Annotated in this window: 21 protein-coding genes and 1 pseudogene; 12 read left to right on the forward strand and 10 right to left on the reverse strand. The window is 37.8% G+C overall.

Annotation, left to right across the window (positions count from 1 at the left end; translation table 11 throughout):
• Positions 1 to 89 precede the first annotated feature (89 nt).
• The 4 genes from addB to ACFVQC_RS10390 all read left to right on the forward strand — a co-directional run bounded on the left by addB (position 90) and on the right by ACFVQC_RS10390 (position 8,454).
• Positions 90 to 3,605: a helicase-exonuclease AddAB subunit AddB gene (addB, locus tag ACFVQC_RS10375; RefSeq protein ID WP_377898305.1), complete on the forward strand. Its 3,516-nt coding sequence runs from the start codon at positions 90 to 92 to the stop codon at positions 3,603 to 3,605.
• On the forward strand, positions 3,602 to 7,327 hold the full coding sequence (gene addA, locus ACFVQC_RS10380) for a helicase-exonuclease AddAB subunit AddA (RefSeq protein ID WP_377898306.1): 3,726 nt from the start codon (positions 3,602 to 3,604) through the stop codon (positions 7,325 to 7,327). Before addB ends, addA begins: the two co-directional genes overlap by 4 nt.
• A 23-nt stretch (positions 7,328 to 7,350) precedes the next feature.
• A complete protein-coding gene (locus ACFVQC_RS10385) occupies positions 7,351 to 7,629 on the forward strand; it encodes an RNA polymerase alpha subunit C-terminal domain-containing protein (RefSeq protein WP_002064201.1) in 279 nt (92 codons plus the stop codon).
• Positions 7,630 to 7,743: 114 nt separating this feature from the next.
• Positions 7,744 to 8,454 carry a DNA alkylation repair protein gene (locus ACFVQC_RS10390; RefSeq protein WP_377898658.1) on the forward strand — a complete coding sequence of 237 codons (711 nt, stop codon included), beginning with the start codon at positions 7,744 to 7,746 and terminating at the stop codon, positions 8,452 to 8,454.
• 50 nt (positions 8,455 to 8,504) lie between these two features.
• Here the strand turns inward: ACFVQC_RS10390 and gerPF are convergent, their stop codons facing one another.
• The 7 genes from gerPF to ACFVQC_RS10425 form a co-directional block, all read right to left on the reverse strand.
• Positions 8,505 to 8,720, reverse strand: coding sequence for a spore germination protein GerPF (gene gerPF, locus ACFVQC_RS10395; protein ID WP_002170786.1), 216 nt, complete (start codon positions 8,718 to 8,720; stop codon positions 8,505 to 8,507).
• A 42-nt stretch (positions 8,721 to 8,762) separates the two neighbouring features.
• Positions 8,763 to 9,149: a spore germination protein GerPE gene (locus ACFVQC_RS10400; protein WP_377898307.1), complete on the reverse strand. Its 387-nt coding sequence runs from the start codon at positions 9,147 to 9,149 to the stop codon at positions 8,763 to 8,765.
• A 14-nt stretch (positions 9,150 to 9,163) separates the two neighbouring features.
• The gene (locus tag ACFVQC_RS10405) at positions 9,164 to 9,358 is read right to left on the reverse strand and encodes a spore gernimation protein GerPD (protein ID WP_113734011.1); all 195 of its coding nucleotides are present in this window, start codon (positions 9,356 to 9,358) and stop codon (positions 9,164 to 9,166) included.
• Between the two features lie 6 nt (positions 9,359 to 9,364).
• Complete coding sequence (gene gerPC, locus ACFVQC_RS10410) at positions 9,365 to 9,979, reverse strand: spore germination protein GerPC (RefSeq protein ID WP_377894250.1); 615 nt, start codon at positions 9,977 to 9,979, stop codon at positions 9,365 to 9,367.
• A gap of 64 nt (positions 9,980 to 10,043) precedes the next feature.
• Positions 10,044 to 10,250 (reverse strand): spore germination protein GerPB, encoded by a 207-nt coding sequence (gerPB, locus tag ACFVQC_RS10415; RefSeq protein ID WP_002149891.1) that lies wholly within the window; start codon positions 10,248 to 10,250, stop codon positions 10,044 to 10,046.
• Between the two features lie 14 nt (positions 10,251 to 10,264).
• Positions 10,265 to 10,486 (reverse strand): spore germination protein GerPA, encoded by a 222-nt coding sequence (gene gerPA, locus ACFVQC_RS10420; RefSeq protein WP_002149890.1) that lies wholly within the window; start codon positions 10,484 to 10,486, stop codon positions 10,265 to 10,267.
• Positions 10,487 to 10,582: 96 nt separating this feature from the next.
• Positions 10,583 to 10,762: an aspartyl-phosphate phosphatase Spo0E family protein gene (locus ACFVQC_RS10425; protein ID WP_377894253.1), complete on the reverse strand. Its 180-nt coding sequence runs from the start codon at positions 10,760 to 10,762 to the stop codon at positions 10,583 to 10,585.
• A 243-nt stretch (positions 10,763 to 11,005) separates the two neighbouring features.
• Here ACFVQC_RS10425 and ACFVQC_RS10430 point away from each other — a divergent pair, with 243 nt between their 5' ends.
• Complete coding sequence (locus ACFVQC_RS10430; protein ID WP_002158910.1) at positions 11,006 to 11,908, forward strand: fumarylacetoacetate hydrolase family protein; 903 nt, start codon at positions 11,006 to 11,008, stop codon at positions 11,906 to 11,908.
• 34 nt (positions 11,909 to 11,942) lie between these two features.
• Here ACFVQC_RS10430 and ACFVQC_RS10435 read toward each other — a convergent pair whose 3' ends face one another.
• Positions 11,943 to 12,227 (reverse strand): hypothetical protein, encoded by a 285-nt coding sequence (locus ACFVQC_RS10435; RefSeq protein ID WP_377894255.1) that lies wholly within the window; start codon positions 12,225 to 12,227, stop codon positions 11,943 to 11,945.
• Between the two features lie 105 nt (positions 12,228 to 12,332).
• Positions 12,333 to 13,523 carry an ornithine aminotransferase gene (gene rocD, locus ACFVQC_RS10440; protein WP_377894257.1) on the reverse strand — a complete coding sequence of 397 codons (1,191 nt, stop codon included), beginning with the start codon at positions 13,521 to 13,523 and terminating at the stop codon, positions 12,333 to 12,335.
• Between the two features lie 149 nt (positions 13,524 to 13,672).
• Between rocD and ACFVQC_RS10445 the strand changes: the two genes are divergently transcribed.
• Positions 13,673 to 14,038 carry a YisL family protein gene (locus ACFVQC_RS10445; RefSeq protein WP_377894259.1) on the forward strand — a complete coding sequence of 122 codons (366 nt, stop codon included), beginning with the start codon at positions 13,673 to 13,675 and terminating at the stop codon, positions 14,036 to 14,038.
• Between the two features lie 59 nt (positions 14,039 to 14,097).
• On the opposite strand, the gene ACFVQC_RS10450 is transcribed toward ACFVQC_RS10445, so the two are convergent.
• Positions 14,098 to 14,652: a DUF2777 domain-containing protein gene (locus ACFVQC_RS10450; protein WP_377894262.1), complete on the reverse strand. Its 555-nt coding sequence runs from the start codon at positions 14,650 to 14,652 to the stop codon at positions 14,098 to 14,100.
• 241 nt (positions 14,653 to 14,893) lie between these two features.
• Between ACFVQC_RS10450 and asnB the strand changes: the two genes are divergently transcribed.
• The 6 genes and pseudogenes from asnB (at position 14,894) to ACFVQC_RS10480 (ending at position 25,073) form a co-directional block, all read left to right on the forward strand.
• Positions 14,894 to 16,741, forward strand: a complete 1,848-nt coding sequence (gene asnB, locus ACFVQC_RS10455) for an asparagine synthase (glutamine-hydrolyzing) (protein WP_002149882.1) — start codon at positions 14,894 to 14,896, stop codon at positions 16,739 to 16,741.
• A 192-nt stretch (positions 16,742 to 16,933) separates the two neighbouring features.
• Positions 16,934 to 17,317: pseudogene (locus ACFVQC_RS10460) on the forward strand (ferrochelatase).
• A gap of 59 nt (positions 17,318 to 17,376) precedes the next feature.
• The gene (katB, locus tag ACFVQC_RS10465) at positions 17,377 to 18,843 is read left to right on the forward strand and encodes a catalase KatB (protein ID WP_377898659.1); all 1,467 of its coding nucleotides are present in this window, start codon (positions 17,377 to 17,379) and stop codon (positions 18,841 to 18,843) included.
• A 119-nt stretch (positions 18,844 to 18,962) separates the two neighbouring features.
• Entirely contained in the window at positions 18,963 to 19,268 is a 306-nt protein-coding gene (locus ACFVQC_RS10470) for a hypothetical protein (protein ID WP_377898308.1), read from the forward strand.
• Between the two features lie 808 nt (positions 19,269 to 20,076).
• Complete coding sequence (locus ACFVQC_RS10475; protein WP_377898309.1) at positions 20,077 to 20,427, forward strand: YtxH domain-containing protein; 351 nt, start codon at positions 20,077 to 20,079, stop codon at positions 20,425 to 20,427.
• 56 nt (positions 20,428 to 20,483) lie between these two features.
• A complete protein-coding gene (locus ACFVQC_RS10480) occupies positions 20,484 to 25,073 on the forward strand; it encodes a cation-translocating P-type ATPase (RefSeq protein ID WP_377898310.1) in 4,590 nt (1,529 codons plus the stop codon).
• Positions 25,074 to 25,081: the final 8 nt, after the last annotated feature.

Raw genomic sequence — 25,081 nt, forward strand, 5'->3', positions numbered from 1 at the left:
CAAACAACTCAGTTTGTCTTTTTTCGTGTACTATAATACAATTATAGTAGCAAACTAACGTTCGTTGTGTAAGTGAAAGGTGGGGTTACATGTCACTTCGATTGGTGATTGGTAGAGCGGGAAGTGGAAAGAGTGCACTTTGTTTACGAGAAGTGCAAGAAGAGTTAAAACAGCGCCCGAGAGGCAAAACAATATTATATCTTGTGCCAGAACAGATGACATTTCAAACGCAGCAGGCGTTAATTGGAAGTGAGGATGTAAGAGGTTCTATTCGGGCACAAGTTTTTAGTTTTTCACGATTAGCGTGGAAGGTATTGCAAGAAGTTGGCGGAGCGAGTCGTCTTCATATTGATGAAGCGGGTGTGCATATGTTACTTCGTAAAATTGTAGAATCTCGTAAAGATGGATTATCGGTGTTCCAAAAAGCAGCGGAGCAAAACGGTTTCTTTGAACATCTTGGCAGTATGATTGCAGAGTTTAAACGTTACAATGTGACGCCATCTAACGTATATGAAATGTGGCAACAATTAGATGCGCATAGTAGCAGTGCTGAGCAAAAGTTACTAGCGAATAAAGTATATGATTTACAGCTATTATATGATGATTTTGAACGTGCTTTAATCGGAAAGTATTTAGATTCAGAAGACTACTTACAATTATTAATTGAGAAGCTTTCAGACTCTGAGTATGTAAAAGGCGCGGAAATTTATATAGATGGATTCCATTCATTTTCTCCTCAAGAGTTAGAAATCGTTAGAGGGCTAATGAGATTAGGAACTAGAGTAACAATAACATTAACGATAGATGAAAAAACGTTAGCGCAGCCAGTGAATGAACTAGATTTATTTTATGAAACGACGTTAACGTATGAAAGAATAAAACAAGTAGCGCGTGAAGAGAAAATAGAGGTTGAAAAAACAATTCCACTTATGGAACAGCCGCGTTTTCATTCGCAAGCATTAGCACATTTAGAAATGCATTACGAAGCGCGTCCAAATGAAAAGTTTCACGGTGAAGCGAGTGTGACAATTAGTACAGCAGCTAATTTACGAGCTGAAGTAGAAGGTGTTGCTCGTGAAATTCGAAGACTTGTGGCGGCTGAAGACTATCGTTACCGAGATATCGCAGTCCTTCTTCGTAACGGAGAAAGTTATTACGATGTAATGCGAACGTTATTTACGGATTATAATATCCCGCATTTCATCGATGAAAAACGCCCGATGTCACATCATCCGCTAGTAGAATGTATTCGTTCGGCTTTAGAGATTATTAGCGGGAATTGGCGTTATGATGCAGTGTTCCGCTGTGTGAAAACAGAACTTTTATATCCACTAGACGTAAGAAAAGAAGCGATGCGCGAAGAGATGGATGAGTTTGAAAACTACTGTTTAGCGTACGGTGTACAAGGGAAGAGATGGACTTCTGAAGATCCGTGGATGTATCGTCGTTATCGTTCTCTTGATGATGCGAGCGAAATGATAACAGACAGTGAGCGTGAAATGGAAGAGAAAATAAATCGACTTCGCGACGTTGTAAGAACGCCAGTTATTCGTATGCAAAAAAGACTGAAGCGTGCTGGAACAGTTATGCAAATGTGCGAAGCGGTATATTTATTTTTAGAGGAGCTTGACGTTCCGAAAAAACTAGAAGCATTACGTATTCGTGCAGAAGAAAGCGGAGATTTCTTATTTGCGACAGACCATGAGCAAGTATGGGAAGAAGTGATGAGCCATCTTGATACGTTCGTTGAGATGCTTGGCGAAGAGAAGATGTCCCTGTCTATGTTTACTGATGTAATGACGACAGGTCTTGAGGCACTTCAATTTGCGAACATTCCGCCGTCACTAGATCAAGTGTTAGTTGCTAATATTGATCATTCTAGATTATCAGATATTAAAGCGACGTTCATTATTGGAGTAAATGAAGGAGTGATTCCAGCAGCGCCTATGGATGAAGGTATGCTTTCTGATGAGGAAAGAAATGTTCTCACCGCTGCAGGTATCGAATTAGCACCAACGACGAGACAAACTTTATTAGAAGAACAGTTCGTTATGTATCAAATGGTGACGAGAGCATCTGAGAAGTTATACATTTCCTGTCCGCTTGCGGATGAAGAAGGAAAGACGTTACTTGCTTCTAGTTTTATTAAGAAAATAAAAAGAATGTTCCCTGATGTGAAAGAATCGTTTATTACGAATGATGTAAATGACTTATCGCGTTCGGAACAAATCTCATATGTAGCAACGCCAGAAGTAACGTTGTCTTACGTCATGCAGCAACTGCAAACGTGGAAGCGCTACGGATTTGAAGGCAATTTAGACTTTTGGTGGGACGTATATAACTTCTACGTTACTTCAGATGAATGGAAGCAAAAAAGTAGCCGCGTGTTATCGAGTTTATTCTACCGAAATCGTGCACAGAAACTAAGTACAGATGTAAGTAGGGATTTATATGGAGATACAATTAAGGGAAGCGTTTCTCGTATGGAACTATTTAATCGCTGTGCGTACGCTCATTTTGCTCAGCACGGTTTATCGCTAAGAGAGCGTGATATTTTCAAACTTGATGCGCCAGATATCGGTGAGTTATTCCACGCAGCGCTGAAGAGAATTGCAGACAAGCTATTACGTGAAAATCGTACTTGGGCGGATTTATCAATAAAAGAGTGTGAGCACCTTTCTGCTTTAGTAATAGAAGAAATTGCACCATTATTACAAAGACAAATTTTATTAAGTTCAAACCGTCATTTCTATTTAAAACAAAAACTACAACAAATCATTTTCCGTACATCACTTATTCTTCGTGAACATGCGAAGTCGAGTGGATTTGTACCAGTTGATTTAGAAGTACCGTTCGGTATGGGCGGGACTGGATCGCTTCCGCCAATGGAATTTGCGTTGCCAAATGGTGTGAAGATGGAAGTAGTTGGTCGTATTGACCGTGTTGATAAGGCGGAAGATGAGAGTGGTACGTTCCTTCGTATTATTGACTATAAATCAAGTTCGAAAGCGCTAGATTTAACAGAAGTGTATTACGGACTCGCACTTCAAATGTTAACGTATTTAGATGTTGTTACTTCAAATGCACATACGTGGATGAAAAAGGGTAGTACTGCATCACCGGCGGGTGTATTGTATTTCCATATTCATAACCCGATTGTTGAGATGAAAGGCGATGCATCTGAAGAAGAAATTGAGAAAGAAATTTTAAAGAAATTTAAAATGAAAGGGCTCGTACTAGGAGATGCTGACGTTGTTCGTTTAATGGATAATAAACTTTCAACAGGAAGCTCTGATATTATTTCTGCTGGTCTGAAAAAAGATGGTAGTTTTAGTGCGCGTTCTAGCATTGCAAGTGAACAAGAGTTTAACGTACTTCAAAAATATGTGCACCACTCTTTTGAAAATATCGGAAAAGACATAACAGAAGGTGTTATCGATATTGCTCCTTACAAAAAGGGGAATAAAGCGGCATGTACGTTCTGTAACTTTAAATCTGTTTGTCAGTTTGATGAATCACTTGAAGATAACCAATTCCGTACGTTAAAAGATATGAAAGATAGCGAAGCAATGGAGAAAATTAGAGAGGAGGTTGGCGGAGAATGATAGAAAATTGGCCTCAGAAACCAGAAGGTAGTCAATGGACAGATGACCAGTGGAAAGCGGTTGTAGCGAACGGACGTGATATTTTAGTCGCAGCAGCAGCTGGATCAGGGAAAACAGCAGTATTAGTTGAACGTATTATTAAAAAGATTATAAGTGAGGAAAATCCAGTCGATGTCGACCGCCTGCTCGTTGTAACATTTACGAATGCAGCGGCGCAAGAAATGAAAAATCGAATTGGGGAGGCGTTAGAAAAAGTATTAATTGATGGGCCAGGTTCACAGCATATAAGAAAGCAGCTTAGCTTATTAAATAAAGCTTCCATTTCTACCATTCATTCATTTTGTTTACAAGTTATTAGGGGATATTATTACATGCTTGATGTCGATCCTCGTTTTCGTATTGCGAACCAAACAGAAAATGAGTTATTAAAAGAAGAAGTGCTAGATGACATATTAGAAGAAGAATATGGAATCGAAGATAATAGTATTTTCTTTGAACTAGTTGATCGTTATACGAGTGACCGTAGTGACGATGACTTACAACGAATGATTTTAGCGCTTCATACAGAATCAAGAGCGCATCCAAACCCGGAGAAGTGGCTTGATAAATTAGTAGAAGCATACGACGTGGAAGGAAAGACGATTGAAGATTTAGTGTACGCTTCTTACTTATTAGAAGATGTGAAGTTTCAGCTTGAAACAGCGGAAAAGCATATTCGTAAGGCGACTGAACTCGCAATGCTTCCTGATGGTCCAGCGCCTCGCGTTGAAACGTTACAAGCGGATGTAGCTTTACTTGGAACGTTATCCTCAGCAGCTCGTGGGTCGTGGACAAGCGTTTATGAAGCGATGCAAAATGTATCGTGGCAAACGCTAAAGCGTATTAAGAAAAGTGATTATAACGAAGATGTTGTAAAACAAGTAGATTCTCTTCGTAATAAAGCGAAAGATGAAGTAAAGAAATTACAAGAAGAGCTATTTAGCCGCAGACCTGAAAGTTTCTTACGAGATTTTCAAGATATGCATCCCGTATTAGAAAAACTCGTGAAGCTTGTAAAAGTATTTACAGAGCGTTTCCAAGCAATTAAACGAGATAAAGGAATGGTTGATTTCACAGATTTAGAGCATTTCTGTTTGCAAATTTTAAGTGAGCAAAGTGAAGATGGTGAAATGAAGCCGTCAGCAGTAGCACTTCAATATCGTAATAAATTTGCTGAAGTACTAGTCGATGAATATCAAGATACGAACTTCGTACAGGAATCAATTATTAAATTCGTAACGAAAGATTCTGAGAGTGAAGGGAACTTGTTCATGGTTGGTGACGTAAAACAGTCAATTTATCGTTTCCGACTAGCAGAGCCTGGTTTATTCTTAGGAAAATATAAACGTTTCACACAAGAAGGATCGGGCGGCGGAATGAAGATTGACTTAGCGAAAAACTTCCGTAGCCGTCATGAAGTGCTAGCAGGTACGAACTTTATCTTCAAACAAATTATGGGCGAAGAAGTCGGAGAAATCGATTATGATGCTGACGCTGAATTAAAGCTAGGTGCTAGCTATCCAGAAGGTGAAGATGTAGCGGCAGAGCTATTATGTATTCAGCAAATGGAAGAAGAAGTGCAAGACGGTGAAGAAGGTGCAGAAGTAGAAAAAGCGCAGCTTGAAGCTCGTCTTATGGCGCAGCGTATTAAAGCGATGGTTGATTCAGATTATGAAGTGTATGATCGTAAAACTGATAGTATGCGCCCAGTGCAATATCGTGATTTCGTTATTTTACTTCGCTCCATGCCATGGGCGCCGCAAATTATGGAAGAGTTAAAATTACAAGGAATTCCGGTATATGCTGACCTTGCGACTGGTTACTTTGAAGCGACAGAAGTAAATATTATGATGAACGTATTTCGCGTCATTGATAATCCGATGCAAGATATTCCGCTTGCAGCTGTACTTCGTTCACCGATTGTTGGACTAAATGACGAAGAACTTGCAACGCTTCGTGCTCATGGAAAGAAAGGCTCGTTTTATGAAGTGATGAGTTCATTCTTAAAAGGAGCGCCGCTTGAAGAAGAACAAGAATTGCATGATAAATTAGAGTGGTTTTATAACTTATTGCAAGGGTGGCGTGAATTTGCGCGACAACAATCTCTTTCCGATTTAATTTGGAAAGTGTACGGTGAGACAGGCTATTACGACTTTGTCGGCGGTTTACCAGCCGGAAAGCAAAGGCAGGCAAACTTACGCGTACTATATGACCGCGCAAGACAATATGAAGCAACATCGTTTAGAGGATTATTCCGCTTCTTACGCTTTATTGAGCGTATTTTAGAACGCGGAGATGATATGGGAACGGCGAGAGCTCTCGGTGAACAAGAAGATGTTGTTCGCATTATGACGATTCATAAAAGTAAAGGCCTAGAGTTCCCGGTCGTATTTGTAGCTGGACTTGGTCGCCGTTTTAATACACAAGATTTAATGAAGCGTTTCTTACTTCATAAAGATTTCGGTTTCGGTTCACAATTTATCGATCCTCGTAAACGAATTAAATATACGACATTATCGCAACTAGCGATTAAGCGTAAAATGAAGATGGAATTAATTGCGGAGGAAATGCGCGTACTATACGTAGCGTTAACGCGTGCAAAAGAGAAGTTAATTTTAATTGGAACGGTTAAAGATGCAAATAAAGAAATGGAAAAATGGCTCGATGCAAGAGAGCATAGTGAATGGTTATTACCAGACCATATACGTGCCGGAGCGTCATGTTATTTAGATTGGATTGCACCTTCATTATATAGACACCGTGATAGTGAAATGCTTCTTGAATTAGGACAAGGAAATATTCCAGGCGAAATTTATGAATATAGTGCTAGCTGGAAAGTAGAAGTTGTTGAAGGAAAAGATTTACTTGCACCAGAACCAGTTCAAGAAGAGAAACAAGAGTTATTAGAAGCGCTTCGCGATAAAAAAGCTGTTCCGTTAGAAAGTGAACGGAAAGAAGAAGTGTACGACAGATTAATGTGGGAATACGGGTATGAGGACGCGACATCTCACCGTGCGAAACAGTCTGTTACAGAAATAAAGAGAAATTATCAATCTGAAGAAGGTAGCGATAACGCCTTTATTAAAAAACTTCGTGCACCAATTAAAACACGTCCGCGCTTTATGGAGAAGAAAGGGCTAACATACGCAGAGCGAGGGACAGCAGTTCATGCCGTTATGCAGCATGTAGATTTGAAGAAACCAATTACGACTGAAGTTCTTCAAGAACAAATTGCAAGAATGGTAAACAAAGAACTATTAACATTTGAACAAGCTGAAGAAATAGCGATTGAAAAAGTAATTTCATTCTTTGACAGTGACTTAGGTAAAAGGGTATTAGCGGCAAAAAGTGTTGAGCGTGAAGTACCATTTACGATGATGCTTTCAGCAGAAGAAGCGTATCAAGATTGGCAAGGGAAGAAAGGCGAAACAATACTTGTCCAAGGGGTTATCGACTGCATGATTGAAGAGGAAGATGGAATTACTTTAATCGACTTTAAGACAGATACGATTGAAGGGAAGTTCCCAGGCGGATTTGATCAAGCGAAACCAACTTTAGAAGACCGATACAAAGTACAGCTTTCACTATATGCAAAAGCACTCGAGAAAAGCTTAAAACATCCTGTGAAAGAGAAATGTTTATACTTCTTTGATGGGAATCATGTTGTAAATATTGAGGAATAGAGTTTAGAAAGGGGTTATGGATTATCGCGACGTTAAGAACTTGTGATCAAGGACACGAGTACTACAAAAGTAGCGATTGTCCAACTTGCCCAACCTGTGAGAAAGAGAGAAAGCCGAAAGAAGGCTTTCTTTCTCTTCTTTCAGCACCAGCAAGAAGGGCGTTAGAGCACCATGGAATTCATACTTTAGAAGAACTTTCAAAGTATAGTGAAAAAGAAATTTTGAAACTGCACGGTATAGGGCCAGCATCTTTACCTAAATTGAGAACGGCTTTAGAAGATAAGGGATTATCATTTAAATAAAGAAAAACTAATCATTAGTGGGGAGTAGTATCTTCACTAATGATTAGTTTATATAATCGAATTGATTATTAATATTAAGGAAGGAAGTACAACACGATGGATTTTGAAACAGTAATGCAAGATCTTGAAACAGTAATGCAAGATCTTGAAACTCTCGGTAAGGAACGAACTAAAAAAATATACATATCTAATGGTGCAAAGAATCCACTTTTTGGCGTAGCTACAGGTGCTATGAAACCCATCGCAAAGAAAATAAAAATCAATCAAAGTTTAGCTGAAGAGCTGTATGCCACAGGTAACTACGATGCAATGTACTTTGCAGGCATTATTGCAGACCCCAAAACTATGAATGCATCGGATTTTGATCGCTGGATGGATGGGGCGTACTTTTATATGCTGTCCGATTATGTGGTGGCAGTAACTTTATCAGAATCAGATTTTGCACAAGACGTGGCTGATACATGGATTGCAAGTAGTGACGAACTAAGAATGTCCGCGGGCTGGAGTTGCTACTGCTGGCTTTTAGGGAATCGAAAAGACAATGAATTTTCCGAAGGTAAGATTGCCAATATGCTAGAAGTTGTGAAAAATACAATTCACGATGCGCCAGAACGAACGAAATCCGCTATGAATAATTTTCTAAACACTGTGGGGATTTCATATGTACCGCTACATGAAAAGGCAGTTGAAACCGCAAAGGAAGTAGGCATAGTAGAACTAAAACGGGGCAACAAGAAAAGCAGTTTTCTAAATGCTTACGAAAGTATTCATAAAGAACTTGATAGAGGAAGACTGGGATTCAAACGTAAATATGTAAGATGTTAAAAAACAGAAGGAAAAGCATTAGCTCTATACAAGAAGAGCTAATGCTTTTTTTACGCTGTTGCAATCTGATCTTGGTCTGCAACGTCCGAATCGAATGTATTTGTTGCACTAACGCCGCTAAAAGTGTTAACGACAAATCCGACATTGGAAGCCCCAGATCCGTTATAAGCTTTCGTATTTTCTTTCGGAGAAACGTTATAAAAATCTCCTAAGTTGAAAGAGCCGTTACTGTTTTGAACGACGAGATTTCCTACAACCGAAGGCATATCATCCACCTACTTTGCTAAGCTTTTTAATTACTATATGAATTATTTATTGGAAGGTTCATCAGTAATGTATTGGCGGATTTGCATAATACGAGAGTTATTAAAAGCATAATCAACATTTCCGATTTGAAAGCAACCAGAATTTAAAAGTGTCCGCAAGTGAACATCATTTACTTCAATAAAAGGGCACTCATTTACAATATTCATTCTTACATCTGTGGTTCGCTTTGGAATAGTAATGTGTTCATCTGTGAAAATTTCAAAAGCATCTAAGCGACCTTCTCCTTTTAAATAACAAGGAATTTCCCGATGAACCAAAAGCGCCCTGCTTTTTAATTCCATTTGATTTGTATCACCAACTTGAAATACTGCAGCAATCCCCAAAGAAATAATAGAAACATTTTGGACAACTGAAACATGATGTAACATAATTTTGAGTCTCCTCAACCTGGAGTCGTAGGGACAGCTGTTACTAATGGTACAAATGGCCCCTCTGTAACGGATTCGAATGGCGTATCAAGAATAGAAGAAAGGATGAGAAGGTTTGCATCTCCAATTAAAAATAATGCGGCAGAAGAAACCCCGTTCATTTTAATCTGCCCTACTTTTAATTCGCGGTTTACAACATTTAAATTCATACATACTTACTCCTTTCGGAAATTGCCTGGTATGTGTTGAATAAAGGAAAGAAAAGCTTTGTCAATATCTTGTTTCATTGCTTGAATAATGACGTCTCGTAAATAATCGGGATCTGAGGAGATACCCTCATACGATTGAACTTGTGATAAATAATACGGAAGTCTATGTTCCATCTGTTTTTTTATGTCATCCACCATCATTTGTCGATACATCTCATCAAGCGGCGTTCTCTCTTCTTGTTCAAAATGGAGAATTCGACTATATGCTTCTTCATCTAAATAGCGATGCATTTCTTGAAGGATACCTTGATAAAAGTCTGGATTTGTTTCTGTTTCAGGATTTACTTTTAATGTTTCTGTATCTACTTGAAAATCTTCAATTTGTTGCCCTTTTGTTGAAAATGGATTCAAGCCAATATTTAAAGTACCGTTTAAATTTTCTACTTTTAATTGATCGAATTTATATTCCACTTTTCCTATAGAAGAGGAGGGGCGACTTTTTAAATCATTAAGCTCTTCTTGTAGTAGGCGAACTTGTTCTTCGAGATTTAGAATAGTTTGCTGCTGTATTTGGAGAGCTTGCTGAAGTTGGTGTAGGTAAGTGTATATATCTTGATTCATTTTGTGAAACCTCCTTTTCAATAGGGAGGGGATAGTACTGCTATATATTTATGATAAGGATGGTCTAAGAAGAACTAGTTGAAGGTTTAATAGAAATAATTTGTCCTTTCGCACTTAAAGGGCGAAGAGGTTCTGTAAATCCGCCAGAATTTGAGAATTTAGAAAGAGCCTTAATACTACCTGCAGTTCCAATTTGAAAAACGGAAGAGGTCGTAATGCTATCGATTTTAATGCTGTTAATGATGATACTTTGGTTCACATAAAAATTCAATGCAATCGCCTCCTTTAGTTCGAACCGATTATTGCTTGATCAATTACATCTGAATCATTGACAGTCGTTGAGCTTTGATAATTGTAGACAGAGATGTTATCCCCAACATTAAATGAACCGGCTCCGGCAAAAGCGCGTGAATAACTAATAGGCCTAATCGCAAATACATCTCCAATATGAAAAATACCACTTGATCCAATATTAACGATACGAATATGTCCGACCATAGCTGGCATACAAAACACCTTTCGTTTTTAAAATTTTCTTTTCTACTATTGTATGGGCGTTTTCAATAAAATGTGTATTTTTTTGAAATAAAAGAAACACATGCGTTATTGCGCATGTGTTTCGAACATTTGAGTGTGTGTGCAATCTGTGTGTATAGGCCAAACAACATTTAAGAGCCTGTCCAGTTCCTGGCTACAATTCACTGTTTTTTGAGAAGTCATTCCGTAGCGTTCAGCAAAATAGATCATTTTTTCGCGTTTTTTTTCGATAGCTTGCTCAAACATTGAAATCGGCTCCATCTCTCAATAAATTTTATGTATATATGTAGTACATATTATACAAAAATTCCATAAAAAAGAAACATCTTCGCCAAAAAAAGTATAATTTCTACATTTTATGTCAAATGAAGGGTGAGGAACGAATGTAAGAAGGGAGGAATATTGTAAAAATTAGCGTGCGTGAGAAGGTTTTTTTCTTAAGGGTGCGAATACAATTATAAGGTATGAGTTTTAGGATGGAGAGTGGGAATGTTGCGTTTTGTAACGGCGAAGAAAGAAGAAAAGGTATTTGTAGGTATTGTGGATGAAGAGGAAGAAAAGGTATTACATTTAAGAGAAGCGCAAAGACAAAAAGGGGAAAAGGTTACTATCCCAATTACCATGTTAGAGTGTATTGAAAGAGGAAGCGAATGTCTTGAGAAAGTGTGCGACATTGTAAATTGGGCGAAGGAAAATGCGGGATCGGCGTATTATCCGTTAGCAGAGGTGAAAATATTAGCACCGATTCCAAGGCCAAGAAAGAATATTTTGTGCGTTGGAAAAAACTATCGTGAGCATGCGGTAGAAATGGGCGGAGTAGAGTCTATCCCTGAAAATATAATGATTTTTACAAAGGCGCCAACAACAGTTATCGGAATTGATGAACAAATTAATGGTCACCCTCACGCAACGAATGAACTTGATTACGAAGGTGAACTAGCAATCGTTATCGGTAAGCGAGGGAAACAAATAAAAATAGAAAAAGCTCTTGACCATGTTTTTGGATATACAGTTATAAATGATGTAACTGCTCGGGATATTCAAAGAAAACATAAACAATTTTTCCTAGGGAAAAGTTTTGATACATTTTGTCCGATGGGACCGTATTTAATTCATAAATCGATGGTTAGAACGCCGAATGCATTACACATTGAAACAGTGGTAAATGGAGAAGTAAGGCAAACTTCAAATACGAGAGAAATGATTTTTTCAGTAGAAGAAATTATTTCAACTATAAGTAAAGGTATGACATTAGAGCCAGGAGATATCATTGCAACAGGGACACCAGCTGGTGTTGGTAAAGGTTTTACACCACCGAAGTTTTTGCATGCTGGTGATGAAGTTGTTGTTACAGTAGAGGGAATTGGTACGCTAAGAAATATAGTGAAATGAGAAAAGGGCTATCTTGTGAAAAGATAGCTCTTTTCTATGGGCGTGGATTAACGGAGTAATCTATAATGGCGAAAATATACAATCCGATTAATGCTAAAGTGCAAATTCCAATTAGCATAACTGCAAGTGCGCTTCTCTCACGGCCAAAACCGATAATTGTAAGGAAAACAGCAGTCCAAAATGATGTTTTAAGTAGTGTGAATGTATTAGGAGTTGAATAATGACTGAGTAGAGTTGTAGATAATATGAAGCCGATGAGTGTCATAGAAATAAAAATTGTAGCTAAATAGTTAATGTGTTTACCGTATTTCAAAAGCATGCAGTCCCCCCTTTTTAACAAAAAACAGAATATTCAATTTTATTTTACGGTAAATTACTAAAAAAAGAAAGAGGTTGTCCTATATTTAGGACAACCTCACTATGATTAAGATAGTACAGCTTTAATTTTTTGGAATGCCCACTCTAAATCTTCTTCAGAGATTACTAGAGGTGGTGCAATACGAATTACGTTTTCGTGTGTTTCTTTACATAATAGCCCAGCTGCTTTTAGTTGTTCACAGTAAGGACGAGCTGCCTCGTTTAATTCGATACCGATGAATAAACCTTTACCGCGAATGTCAGTAATCATTGGGTTATCAATTTCTTTTAATTGCCCAACTAGTTTTTCTCCTAATTGAAGAGAACGCTCTGTTAATTTTTCTTCTTCTAATACTTCAAGAGCTGCGATAGAAACAGCACATGCAAGTGGGTTACCACCGAATGTAGAACCGTGAGAACCTGGCTCGAATACGCCTAAAATATCGCTGTTTGCTGCAACACAAGAGATTGGGAATACGCCGCCGCCAAGTGCTTTACCAAGTATGTACATGTCAGGAGTTACATTGTCCCAGTCGCAAGCAAATACTTTACCAGTACGGCCTAAGCCTGTTTGGATTTCATCTGCTACGAATAAAACGTTTTCTTTTTTACATACTTCAAGAGCTTCTTTTAAGAAACCAGCTGGTGGAATGTTAATTCCTGCTTCACCTTGAATTGGCTCTAAAATAAATGCTGCTGTATTTGGTGTAATCGCAGCTTTTAATGCTTCTAAATCACCGTAAGGAATTACAATAATGCCAGGAAGCATTGGACCGAAGCCACGCTTGTACTCTTCGTTTGATGACATAGAAACAGCACCCATCGTACGTCCGTGGAAGTTATCTTCACAAACGATGATTTCTGCACGGTTTGCTTCTACCTTTTTCACATCGTAAGCCCAGCGACGAGCTGTTTTAATTGCAGTTTCAACAGCCTCTGCGCCTGTATTCATAGGAAGTACCATATTTTTATTTGTTAGTTTCGCAACTTTTTCGTACCAAGGACCTAATTGATCGCTATGGAAAGCACGAGAAGTTAACGTAACTCGATTAGCTTGGTCAATTAAAGCGTTAATGATTTTTGGATGACGATGACCTTGGTTTACTGCAGAATATGCACTTAATAAGTCCATATAGCGGTTTCCTTCAGGATCTTCTACCCAAACGCCTTCTGCTTTAGAAATAACGATTGGAAGTGGATGGTAGTTATTTGCTCCGTATGTGTCTGTAAGTTCGATAATATCCTTAGTTTGAATCATGATTGTTCCCCCTTTTGTTATTACAAGAAGTTTGTAAATACTCTAAATATTATAGCATTTAAATATAAAAAAGCGAAACATTTCCTGAAAATAAATGAACATGTTATCATATAGAGTGAAAAAGTGTGAAAAGAGGAGGCAGGGATACGATGGTACATATGCATATTACAGCATGGGCGTTAGGATTAATTTTATTCTTCGTTGCGTATTCACTTTATTCAGCAGGAAGAAAAGGTAAAGGTGTACATATGGGGCTTCGCCTTATGTACATTATCATTATTGTGACAGGCTTCATGTTGTACATGAGTATTGTGAAGACAGCAACAGGTAGCATGCACATGTGGTATGGTTTAAAAATGTTAGCTGGTATTTTAGTAATCGCTGGAATGGAAATGGTTCTTGTGAAAATGAGCAAGAACAAGGCAACAGGGGCATTTTGGGGATTATTTGTTATCGCACTTGTAGCGGTATTTTATCTTGGTTTGAAATTACCAATTGGCTGGAAAGTATTTTAATTGAAAATAAAACCACCTTATGATCTCAAGTATTTGGGAGATAAGGTGGTTTTTTTATTTTATATTGCATCGAGATGCAACTCTTCTCCGTTTACTTTCGTAAATCGCAAAATATTTTTATTAGAGGAAGAGTGGCGTACGAAATGATGTTGCAATGTACAAATCATTTCGTCGTTATCGAACAAAAGAATATTTACTCCTTCGCATGCTTCATCTTTCGGTAAGAATGATAAATAATTATGACAATACATGCAATCATATAAAGAGTAATTAAGCGATTGCAATGATTCGGTTAATAATGTAAAGACAGAGTCAGGTAACTCTTCAAGCCATTCATGATAGCTAAGAAGTAATTTTTTTCGAATTCGTATCATTTCCCCGTTTTGGAGAGAATGTTGTTCATTTGCAATTTGTAATATGTCTTGTTCATAAAAACGAGCTGGTAGCCAATTGTTGTTATATAAAATTTCAAAACCATCTTCGGCAATATCTTCTAATAGAAAAGCCTCATCATTTTCATCATCAAAGAATACCCATTCATTGTTTATATATTCGACATTACCGACTGTATGAGCGCGCGGTTGGTTATACAAAATATGTTTGCGTTGTACCATAGTTCATTTCTCCTTTTATAGAAATAGTTATTCTTGTTATGGACAGTTCGTACGTTCTTTATAACTAGACACACCTAAAGAGAGATGGGCATACAATAAAACACGCTTTACACTGTGAAACTGCTATTCCATATATGGATAGTTAGTTATCGTCAAGTTTGTTGTTTTTATGTATCCGCACTCATAGGGTGGGGATTACTGCACGTTCAGAAACAGATATTAGATTAGGAAGGATGATTTTATGTGCGGGATTACAGGATGGGTGGATTATAAACGCTCATTAGAAGGGGAAAGGGACATCGTGACGAAGATGGCGGAAACGCTAGCGAAACGCGGTCCAGATGATAATAAAGTTTGGATTAAAGGGAACGTCGCATTTGGGCATAAACGGTTAATCGTTGTGGATCCTGAAGGTGGTAAACAACCCATGACTTGTTTGAAAGATGAAACTAGTTATGCGATTTGCTATAACGGAGAGCTCTACAATACAGAAGATATTCGCAAAGAGTTATTAAGAAGAGGTTATACATTTAAAGGGCATTCCGATACAGAAGTACTATTGGCCTCTTATATTGAATGGAAAGAAGAATGTGTTGATCATTTAAACGGCATATATGCGTTTGCAGTATGGGATGAGAAAAATGAACGAGTCTTTATTGCGAGAGATAGATTAGGTGTAAAACCGCTTTTTTATAAATATGATAGCGGACGATTATTATTTGGTTCAGAATTAAAAGCGATACTAGCGCATCCAGATGTGAAGGCGGAAGTAACGTTAGAAGGATTATCGGAAATATTCGGCCTTGGCCCATCTAGAACACCTGGTCACGGTATATATGCTGGTATTCAAGAACTGCGCCCGGGTCATGCAATGACGTTCTCAAAAGACGGTTTATGCATATGGAGATATTGGAATGTGGAAAGTAAAAAACATGAAGATTCATTTGAAGAAACAGTAGAGAAAACTCGTTTTTTATTACAAGATGCGATTACGAGACAATTAGTTTCTGACGTACCACTATGCACTTTTTTATCAGGCGGTGTAGATTCAAGTGCTATAACAGCAATAGCTGCAAAAGAGTATGAAAGATCAGGAAAAGGGCAATTACACACGTATTCTGTTGACTATGAAGATAACGAAAAATACTTTAAAGCGAATGCGTTTCAGCCGAATTCAGATGCTCCATTTATTAATTTAATGACAGAGACATTTCAAACAATCCACCATCGCTGCGTCATTTCTAATGAACAACTAGCACAGTATTTAACAGAAGCAGTACTCGTTCGTGATTTGCCTGGTATGGCAGATATTGATTCGTCATTATTATGGTTTTGCCGTGAAATAAAACAAGATTTTGTCGTCGGATTATCTGGAGAATGTGCAGATGAAATATTCGGTGGTTATCCGTGGTTTTATAGAGAAGATGATTTACAATCAAGTGCATTTCCGTGGATGCGTTCTACAGAAGCGCGTGAACAACTTCTAAAGAAAGAATGGAGAAATAAATTAAATTTACAACAATATGTGCAACAACGCTATGAAGAATCGATTCAAGAAGTTCCTATTTTAGAGGGAGAAAGCCCATTAGAAGCGAAGAGACGACAATTATTTTATTTAAACATGGTATGGTTTATGACAACGTTATTAGACAGAAAAGATCGTATGAGTATGGGGGCAAGTTTAGAAGTACGCGTTCCATTTGCGGACCACCGACTTGTCGAATATGCGTGGAATATTCCTTGGGAAATGAAAATGTATAAAAACCGCGAAAAAGGTCTATTGCGTAAGGCGTTAGAAGGATTGCTTCCAAATGATATATTGTATAGAAAGAAAAGCCCGTATCCGAAAACGCATAATCCGCACTATACGAAAGCAGTAACAGTATGGCTCCAAGATTTATTAACGGATAAAGGATCGATTTTGCATGAATTGTTCGATAAAGAGCAATTGAACGGGTTGATCCAATCAGGCGGAAGTGCATTTCAAACGCCATGGTTCGGTCAATTAATGACAGGCCCTCAACTTTTAGCGCATTTAGCGCAAATTCATGTTTGGTTTAAAGAGTATGGGGTAAATATTAAAGAATAGGGAAAAGGGCGGCTTGCAACATATATGTAAGTCGCTTTTTTATTAAATGAATTGTCATATAAAATTAAAAATCATATTAGAGATAATATCTATTTAGAATTATTATTTTGACGTATTTATTATTGCTTGCTATAATTGGAAACAAATATTCTTGAAAAAGATTCTCATTTCGAAAATTGAGGTGTTATATAGATGATGTATACTCACATTCGTCACGGTGTAAGTTGTCTGAAGAAGTGCTCCAAGATTTAATCGGACGGTATAAAGTGATTGGTGGAATTTCACCGCTTGCAAAAATAACGAAAGAGCAGGCGCATAAATTAACAGATTCAATGAATAAAATGTTTACAGAGTATGAATTTGTTTGTTACTTAGGTTTAAAACATATTGCCCCATTTAGAAGTTTTATATGACAACGATTATGAATGGAAAGTTGTAAATGATGAATTAAATGTCACATATTTTAGACCAAATATGCCGAATGCACAATCTGCATTTATTGATTGCTTAGCTGAAATTGTTTCCAAAAAAATGAAGGAAATAGTTGACAAGGATCTAGTTTTGAATAATAATTAGTTTATAATAATTTTAAATAAATAATAATTACTATGAAAGAAAGAGGAGGATCCCCCTTGATGAATCCAAATAATCGCTTAACAACAAACCAAGGTGCTCCAGTTGGAGATAATCAAAACTCTCGTACGGCTGGTCGCCGTGGACCGGTATTGTTAGAAGACTATCATTTAGTAGAAAAACTTGCTCACTTTGATCGTGAACGTATTCCTGAGCGTGTTGTGCATGCACGTGGTGCAGGTGCTCACGGTGTATTCGTAACGAAAAACAGCATGAAGCAATATACGAAAGCAGCGTTTTTACAAAATGAAGGAACTGAAACACCTGTATTCGTTCGTTTTTCAACGGTTATTCATGGTCAAGGTTCTCCAGAGACAGCTCGTGATCCACGCGGGTTCGCTGTTAAATTTTATACAGAAGAAGGAAACTACGATATCGTAGGTAACCATTTACCTGTTTTCTTCGTTCGTGACGCAATTAAATTCCCTGACATGGTGCATTCTTTAAAGCCAGCACCTGATACAAATGTTCAAACACCAGATCGTTACTGGGATTTCATGACGTTAACTCCAGAATCTACACATATGATGACATGGGTATTTTCTGATTATGGTACACCGGCAAACTACCGTGAAATGGAAGGTTTCGGCGTACATTCATTTAAATGGATTAATGCAGAAGGTAAAATTGTTTACATTAAATATCATTGGAAACCACAGCAAGGTGTGCGTAACTTAAGTGCGAAAGAAGTAGAGCAAGTACAAGGTAAAGACTTCAATCATGCAACTCGTGACTTATTCGATGCAATCGAAAAAGGAAACCATCCGAAATGGGATTTACACGTACAAGTAATGCAACTAGATGAAACGGATTCTTTAGATTTCGATCCATTAGATCCAACGAAAGTTTGGCCAGAAGATCGCTTCCCATTAATTGAAGTAGGGACAATGACGTTAAATCGTAATCCGAAAAACTTCTTTGCGGAAGTAGAGCAAGTGGCGTTTACTCCAAGTGCAACTATAAATGGTATTGAAGCATCTGAAGATAAATTATTACAAGGGCGCTTATTCTCTTACCCAGATACACAGCGTTACCGCCTTGGTGCTAACTACTTACAGATTCCTGTAAACTGCCCATACGCAGCTGTTCGTAACCAACAACGTGATGGTGCGATGCAAGTAAATCAAAACCCATCTACAGTAAACTATGAACCGAGCCGTCATACAGAAAATCCGGTTGAAGATCCAACTTACCGCGATTCAACTATGAAAGTAGAAGGTTATGTATCTCGTGAAAAAATTGACAAACCAAATGATTTCAAACAAGCAGGTGAGCGTTACCGTTCATTCTCTAAAGAAGAGCAAGACAACTTAATTGCGAACTTAACAAATGACTTAAGAGATGTAAATGAACGCACAAAATTACTAGCTATTTGCAACTTCTTCCGTGCAGATCATGACTACGGAATGCGTTTAGCTGGGGCATTAAATGTAGATATTTCGCAATATGTAGGGAATGCTCCGAAGTAAATAGGAAAAGACGACTGGAAGAATTTCCGGTCGTCTTTTTGTGTAAAATATGTTTTAGATGATGTATAAAAAATGTTATACTCTTGTCAAATAAGTTTTACATATAAGAGGTGTATTTTATGAATGTTTCGATTTTTATTATTGCTTTAATTGTCTTTTTATTTGTAGTGTTTGCTATTGTAAAGATGTTTATAACGATCGGGAAACAAGGTGATGAGCGCGCTACGTTTATAAAAAATAAAGCGATGGCTGAGACGTTTCAAATTGCGGTGGGGTTAATGGTACTTGAGATGATACCTTTTATTTATCATCGGTTTAATGAAACTGTAGGAACACCGTTTAATCCAGTTCGCTTTTTAGCTGTAATAGCGATTGCGTTTCTTATTATATTAAGCCTGAATAAAAGTAAGTACGGTGATTCATAAGTTATGCAGATGTATTTCTCGTTTGAGTTATGTCGAATTGTGCAGATAAATCGATATGTTGTGTCGAAAAGTCGATATAATAGAAGGAAACGATCGATATATTAAAAAATCGTTGATATATTTTCTACAATACTAGATGGAGTATACACGAGCGCAAATGCGAATAAATTATATGTATCAATTTCGATATATAGCAAAAACGATAAATGTAATAATTTCCTTTTATTTAATAAAACTAAGTGGCCTGAGTTCTACATCAATAGGAACTCAGGCTTTTTTATGCGAAAAATTTATGAAGTCTTTTTGGAATAAAACTTAGGACAAGAAAGAGTGCGATTTCACCTAAAATAGCGACAGTAATATTGAATAAGAAGGTGCGGAAATTTACAGTGATGTGATTGAGGATAGCGTATTTCCAGTAGGAGAAGCTCATGAAAATCACTCCTTATAGTGTTTTTTTTATAGTATATAAAAGTTGTTTCGTAAAAGTGCATGTCCCTGTTTATAATTTGTAAAAATACAAAATGAATTCTCAACAAAATCTCAACAATTGAGTAAGAAAAGTTTATGGAATATATTACTTATCCCATTACGTAGAAATAGAAGTATTTACAAAATAATTTTCAGAATTAACATAAAATTTACAAAAAACTAATAAATTGTTGAAATAATACAAACAAAAATATATACTCTTTATATACTTTTTACAAAATAAGGGATGTGATGAAATGGTTTACAAGGTTACTTAATTGTATATGAGTTGTTTGTTTTAAAGATTCGAAATAACTTTAAGTGAGGAGAAATGAATATGTTTCGATTTATGAAATCTCCAATTGGTATAGCGGTTGGGGTAGCAGCGGTTATATTGGCATCACCAAAAGCGAGAAAGGGATTACGAAAACTTGCAGTAAAAACAGTATCAGCTTTTCTTGGTGCGAAGGAACAAATTCAAAGTGCTGGTTCAGAAATGGAAGAAGCTTTGCCAAAAGTGAAAGAAGCGGCACGTAGAGTAGCTGTGAAAACAGTATCACCAATTATAGGAGCGGTCGAAGCTGTTCCGAATACAATTTCTAAATTCCAGGAAAAATGGTTTTCTCGTGTAAATGCGTATCATTCTGAGCAAAATATAGATTATGAAAACCTGCCTGTCACTCCTTAATCACTCCATGAGTAATACAGTTTTTTACTTCCTTCAAGACGATAAGGAGGATGGGGATGCAAAGTAAATCATTAAAAACGAGATTTATACGATCGTTACCTGGAAGAATTCGAATTGAAATATATAAGTTAAAACACAACAAGAACATGGCGAACTTGATATTAGACCGATTTAGTCAAGCGGAAGGTATTTATCAAGTAAGCCCCTCAATTTCTACAGGAAGAGCCCTTATTACTTACGATATCAACAAGACCTCTCTACATAACATTTGCAAAATAATTCAACTTATAGAAGAACAAGTGACCAAGCGAAAGAAAACTAGTGCAAATAGCAGTGAAGAAAAGGAGGAATTAATAGATTATTCATCTAGTGTAGTTTCTCGTAATAATGACACTGTTCATAGCAAAAAGGATGAAGGTGTGCCGTTACCGTTAGCGCTTTCGGTTGTTGGGTTAGGTGCTTTCGGCATAAAACAATTATTTATGGGTAGATCTGCCTTAGCTAGAAGTCCTGGTCTTTTTTATGTATCTGGAGCTTTATCTGTTGTGACGGGTTATCCGTTCCTGAAGCGAGGATTCAAAAAAATGGTTGCTAGCAAAAAGGTGAATTCTGATCTTGTGCTTGGTGTAGGAACACTTGCACTTGCGCTCGCACGGGAGAATATTGTCGTGCTTGCCGGTCTTAGTCTATTAAACTACTTAAACTGGAAGCGTAGTCAAGCAAACATAAACGAAGAAAATGAAGCGTATAAAGAAAATCTCCTTTCTCCAGAGATTAAAGCGTATAGTGAAAAACAATCAAAATGGGGAATGATTTTTGGTGGAGCAACTTGGGCTTTCACTAGAAATCCTTTACGCGGAATGGCAGTTTTATTAGCGGCTAATCCGAAACCGGCTGTCTCATCGGCAGAATATGCGTGGCGACAAGGTGACCTCGTTGCAAGAGAAAGAGGATATGTCATTCCAAGTGGTGGGTCGTTATCACAATTGTCTCGAACAAAAACGATAGTATTGGATGATACATCTCGTATATTCCAGTCCTCAGCAGAGGGGATGAGTTGTATTTCACAAGATGAAAATGACGGGCAAGTTTGGTGCACAGCCGCTTCTCTTATTGAAAAAAGTGAGCATGTTTGGAAAGAAGAAGTCGTGCAACAGGCGGCGAAAACTGGAAGAACGTTAAGAAAGGCGTTTGAAGTTCAAGTAGAGAATGAAGGGATAAAAGGTGAAATTCAAGGGATAACTTCCTTTTTCGGAAGTAAAGATTTTGCCGAGCGAAATGGTGTAGATATAAGTGCGTATGAGCTGGAAGCGAAGAGACTTGAAAAAGAAGGTTTTCAAGTTCAGTTCGTTGCTAAAAATAAAAAATGCTTCGGTCTATTAGTTGGATCGAAGGTTACCATTATTCCTGAATTCAAAGAAGTAGTGAATGGATTACATGAAAATAAGTGGAGTATAGGCGTTTTGCAAAATAGTTTACATGTAAATCGTAACATCCTTTCTCATTATGGCGTGGATGATAGCTGGAAGCAGGGGGATGCTGCCAAACGGGTGAAATTGCTTCGCTCAAGTGGAGAAGAGGTATTATTTGCATCGGATCATAATAATGATTTTCCGTCTATACCGTTTGAAGAAATAAAAAATATCCCACAATCTACAGCGTATGCAAACCGAATCAATAAGTTGGTGAATGAGCATTTCCGCGCAGCGAAAGTGTGGAATGTGGTGGGAGAGATGTTAGCAGTTTGGTCTATATTCACAGCACCTGTAATCGCCTTATTTGCAAATGCTTTATCGTTAACGTTCTTATCTAGGGCGAAAAGAATGAGTGAGAAGATATTTTCCTATGGAGAATTGTCGAAAATGGATTCTTCTCAGCCAAAAGTGATGCCTGCTAAACAAGATCAAATTCCGTGGTATACATTTAATCAAGAAAAAGTGATGAATAGATTACAAGTTGAGAAGCAATATGGATTAAGTGATGCACAAGTAAATATGCGAAAAGAAGAATACGGAATGAACCAAATTGAACCGAAACCGTCAGTTCATTGGATTGTATCGTTTATGGGGCAATTTAAAGAATTTACATCGCTTATTCTACTCGGAGCAGCCGGATTATCTGTTATATCTGGTGGTTGGTTTGATGGATTAGCGATGGGGACAATTCTCGTTGTAAATGCAATAATTGGGACGCTTCAAGAGCGGAAGGCGGAAAAGGTAGTTGAGGCTTTAAATCAATTCCGAGCTCCTGTTTGTAAAGTAATACGAGAAGAAGCAGAAATAGAAATATCAAGTAGCGAACTCGTTCCAGGAGATATTGTCTGCCTGGAAGCGGGAGACCGTGTACCTGCTGATCTTCGCGTTGTTAACTCTTGGAACTTAGAAATTAATGAAGCGATGTTAACGGGAGAGTCACTTCCAGTTGAAAAGAAAGCGGACGCTATGCCAGAAGAATGCTCGTTAGCAGAGCGAAACAATATGCTCTTTATGGGGACGTCTGTAACACGTGGTAAAGCGGTAGCAATTGTAGTAGAAACAGGTATGTGTACAGAGATGGGCTATATGATTTCCTTAATGAAAGGGGAGGAAACAGAGCCTACGCCATTGCAGAAAAAGGTGACATCTATTAGTAAAACATTTATTAAAGGAGCATTTGTAGCTGGTGGTCTTGTACTTATGGCGGGGCTACTAAGGGGACTGCCAATTACGCAAATGATCACGACGTCGGTTGCTCTTACTGCCTCTGCTGTTCCAGAAGGGTTGCCAATTATGATCACAATTGCTTTAAGTGCGGGTATATTCCGTATGCAAAAGCAAAATGCACTCGTTCGGAAGCTTTCGAGTTTAGAAACACTCGGTAGAACGACGGTAATTTGTTCTGATAAAACGGGAACTCTTACGAAAAATGAAATGACGGTTAAAGTAATTGCTACGCCGAATCGTTTATGGAGTGTAACGGGTGATGGGTATGAACCAGTAGGGGCGATTGCTGATGTAACTTCATCTAAAGTTGCTGCTGCTGTAGATACGGATATAGAAGAGGCTACTTATTATGAAACGGAAAGCATGCCACTAGAAAATCCGGATTTATCTCGTATTCTTCAAATTGGTGTCCTTTGTAACAATAGTAAATTAGAGCAGGAAGATGACCTATGGATTGTGAAAGGTGATCCGACTGAGGGAGCTTTATTAAGTTTGGCTTCTAAAGCGGGTGCATTACATGAAGATATGGCGTCATTTGAACGTCATCATGAAGAACCCTTTGATTCAGAGACGAAAATTATGAGTGTTGTTTGTAAAGAGAGTAATGCTGAAGAGTTATATAAGTTCTCGAAAGGTTCTGTAGAGGCAATTCTTACTCGTTGTAAATGGTATCAAGATAACGGTCAAATATATCCGTTATGTGATAAGCAAAAAGAAGTTATTTTACAACAAAATGAAGAGTTTGCAAAACAGGCATTAAGAGTATTAGGTTTCGCATACAGCAATGGCGAAAGTGATGATCTTACTTTTGTTGGATTAGTCGGTATGATTGATCCGCCAAAACCTGAAGTGGAAGAGAGTATTCGTGAAGCGATTGAGTTAGGTGTGAAGCCAGTAATGATTACGGGAGATCATCCGACTACGGCGATTTCGATTGCGAAACAAACTGGAATTTGGAACCGTGAAGATCGTGTTTTAACGGGATTAGAAATTGATAACATGGCAGATGAGGAATTAAAAGAAGTTGTGAAAAGTACATCTGTTTTTGCTCGTGTGACTCCGGCTCATAAATTACGAATTGTAACTGCCTTCCAAGCTGATGGTCAAATCGTCGCGATGACTGGAGATGGTGTAAATGATACACCGGCTATAAAAAAGGCGAATATCGGTATTGCGATGGGGCAAACCGGAACAGAAGTTACGAAAGAAGCCGCTGATTTGATTTTGAAGAAGGATCATTTCGGTTCAATTGTTGAAGGGGTAAAAGAAGGTAGAACGATCATCGGAAATATTCGTAAAGCAGTTGGTTGTTTATTAACGGGGAATTTAGCGGAAGTGTTAGTGACTAGTGCTGCTGTTATTGCAGGAATGCCAATTCCGTTAGTGCCAATTCAAATTTTATTAATGAATCTTATTACCGATGCTTTACCAGCGATGATTTTAGCTGTAAACCCTGGAAACAAAACGAAGCAAACGAAACGCCAAGATATTGTTGATAAAGATTTGTACAAAAAAGTTGTGACAAGAGGAGTATTGCTTGGGGTAGGCTCGCTCGCTGTATTTGGTATTAGTTTAGCAGTTGGAGTGCCACTTCCAGTAGCACAAACATCAGCATTTGCGGCTTTAGTTGCTGGACAGCTCATTCAAACTTTCTCTTGGAGACAAGAGGGATCGGAAGAAACGATGCGTGATTGGTCAAAAGATCGTTTCTTTATTGCAGCGTTAGGAACGTCTTGGCTCGTATTGTTATCAGCTATATATGTACCGCCGTTAGCTCGTATATTCCATACCGTTCCGTTAACACTGACGCAATGGATACCTGTTCTTCTCGTAGCGGGTACAGTATCTCAAATCTCGAAACCTATTATTAATTTAGTTTCATATAAGAATAATAATCTAGTAAAACCGGTAGTCTCTGAATCTGCATTATTAAAAACAGTGTAAAGGAGCAA

Source organism: Bacillus sp. NPDC057893 (assembly GCF_042796455.1).
GTDB lineage: Bacteria > Bacillota > Bacilli > Bacillales > Bacillaceae_G > Bacillus_A.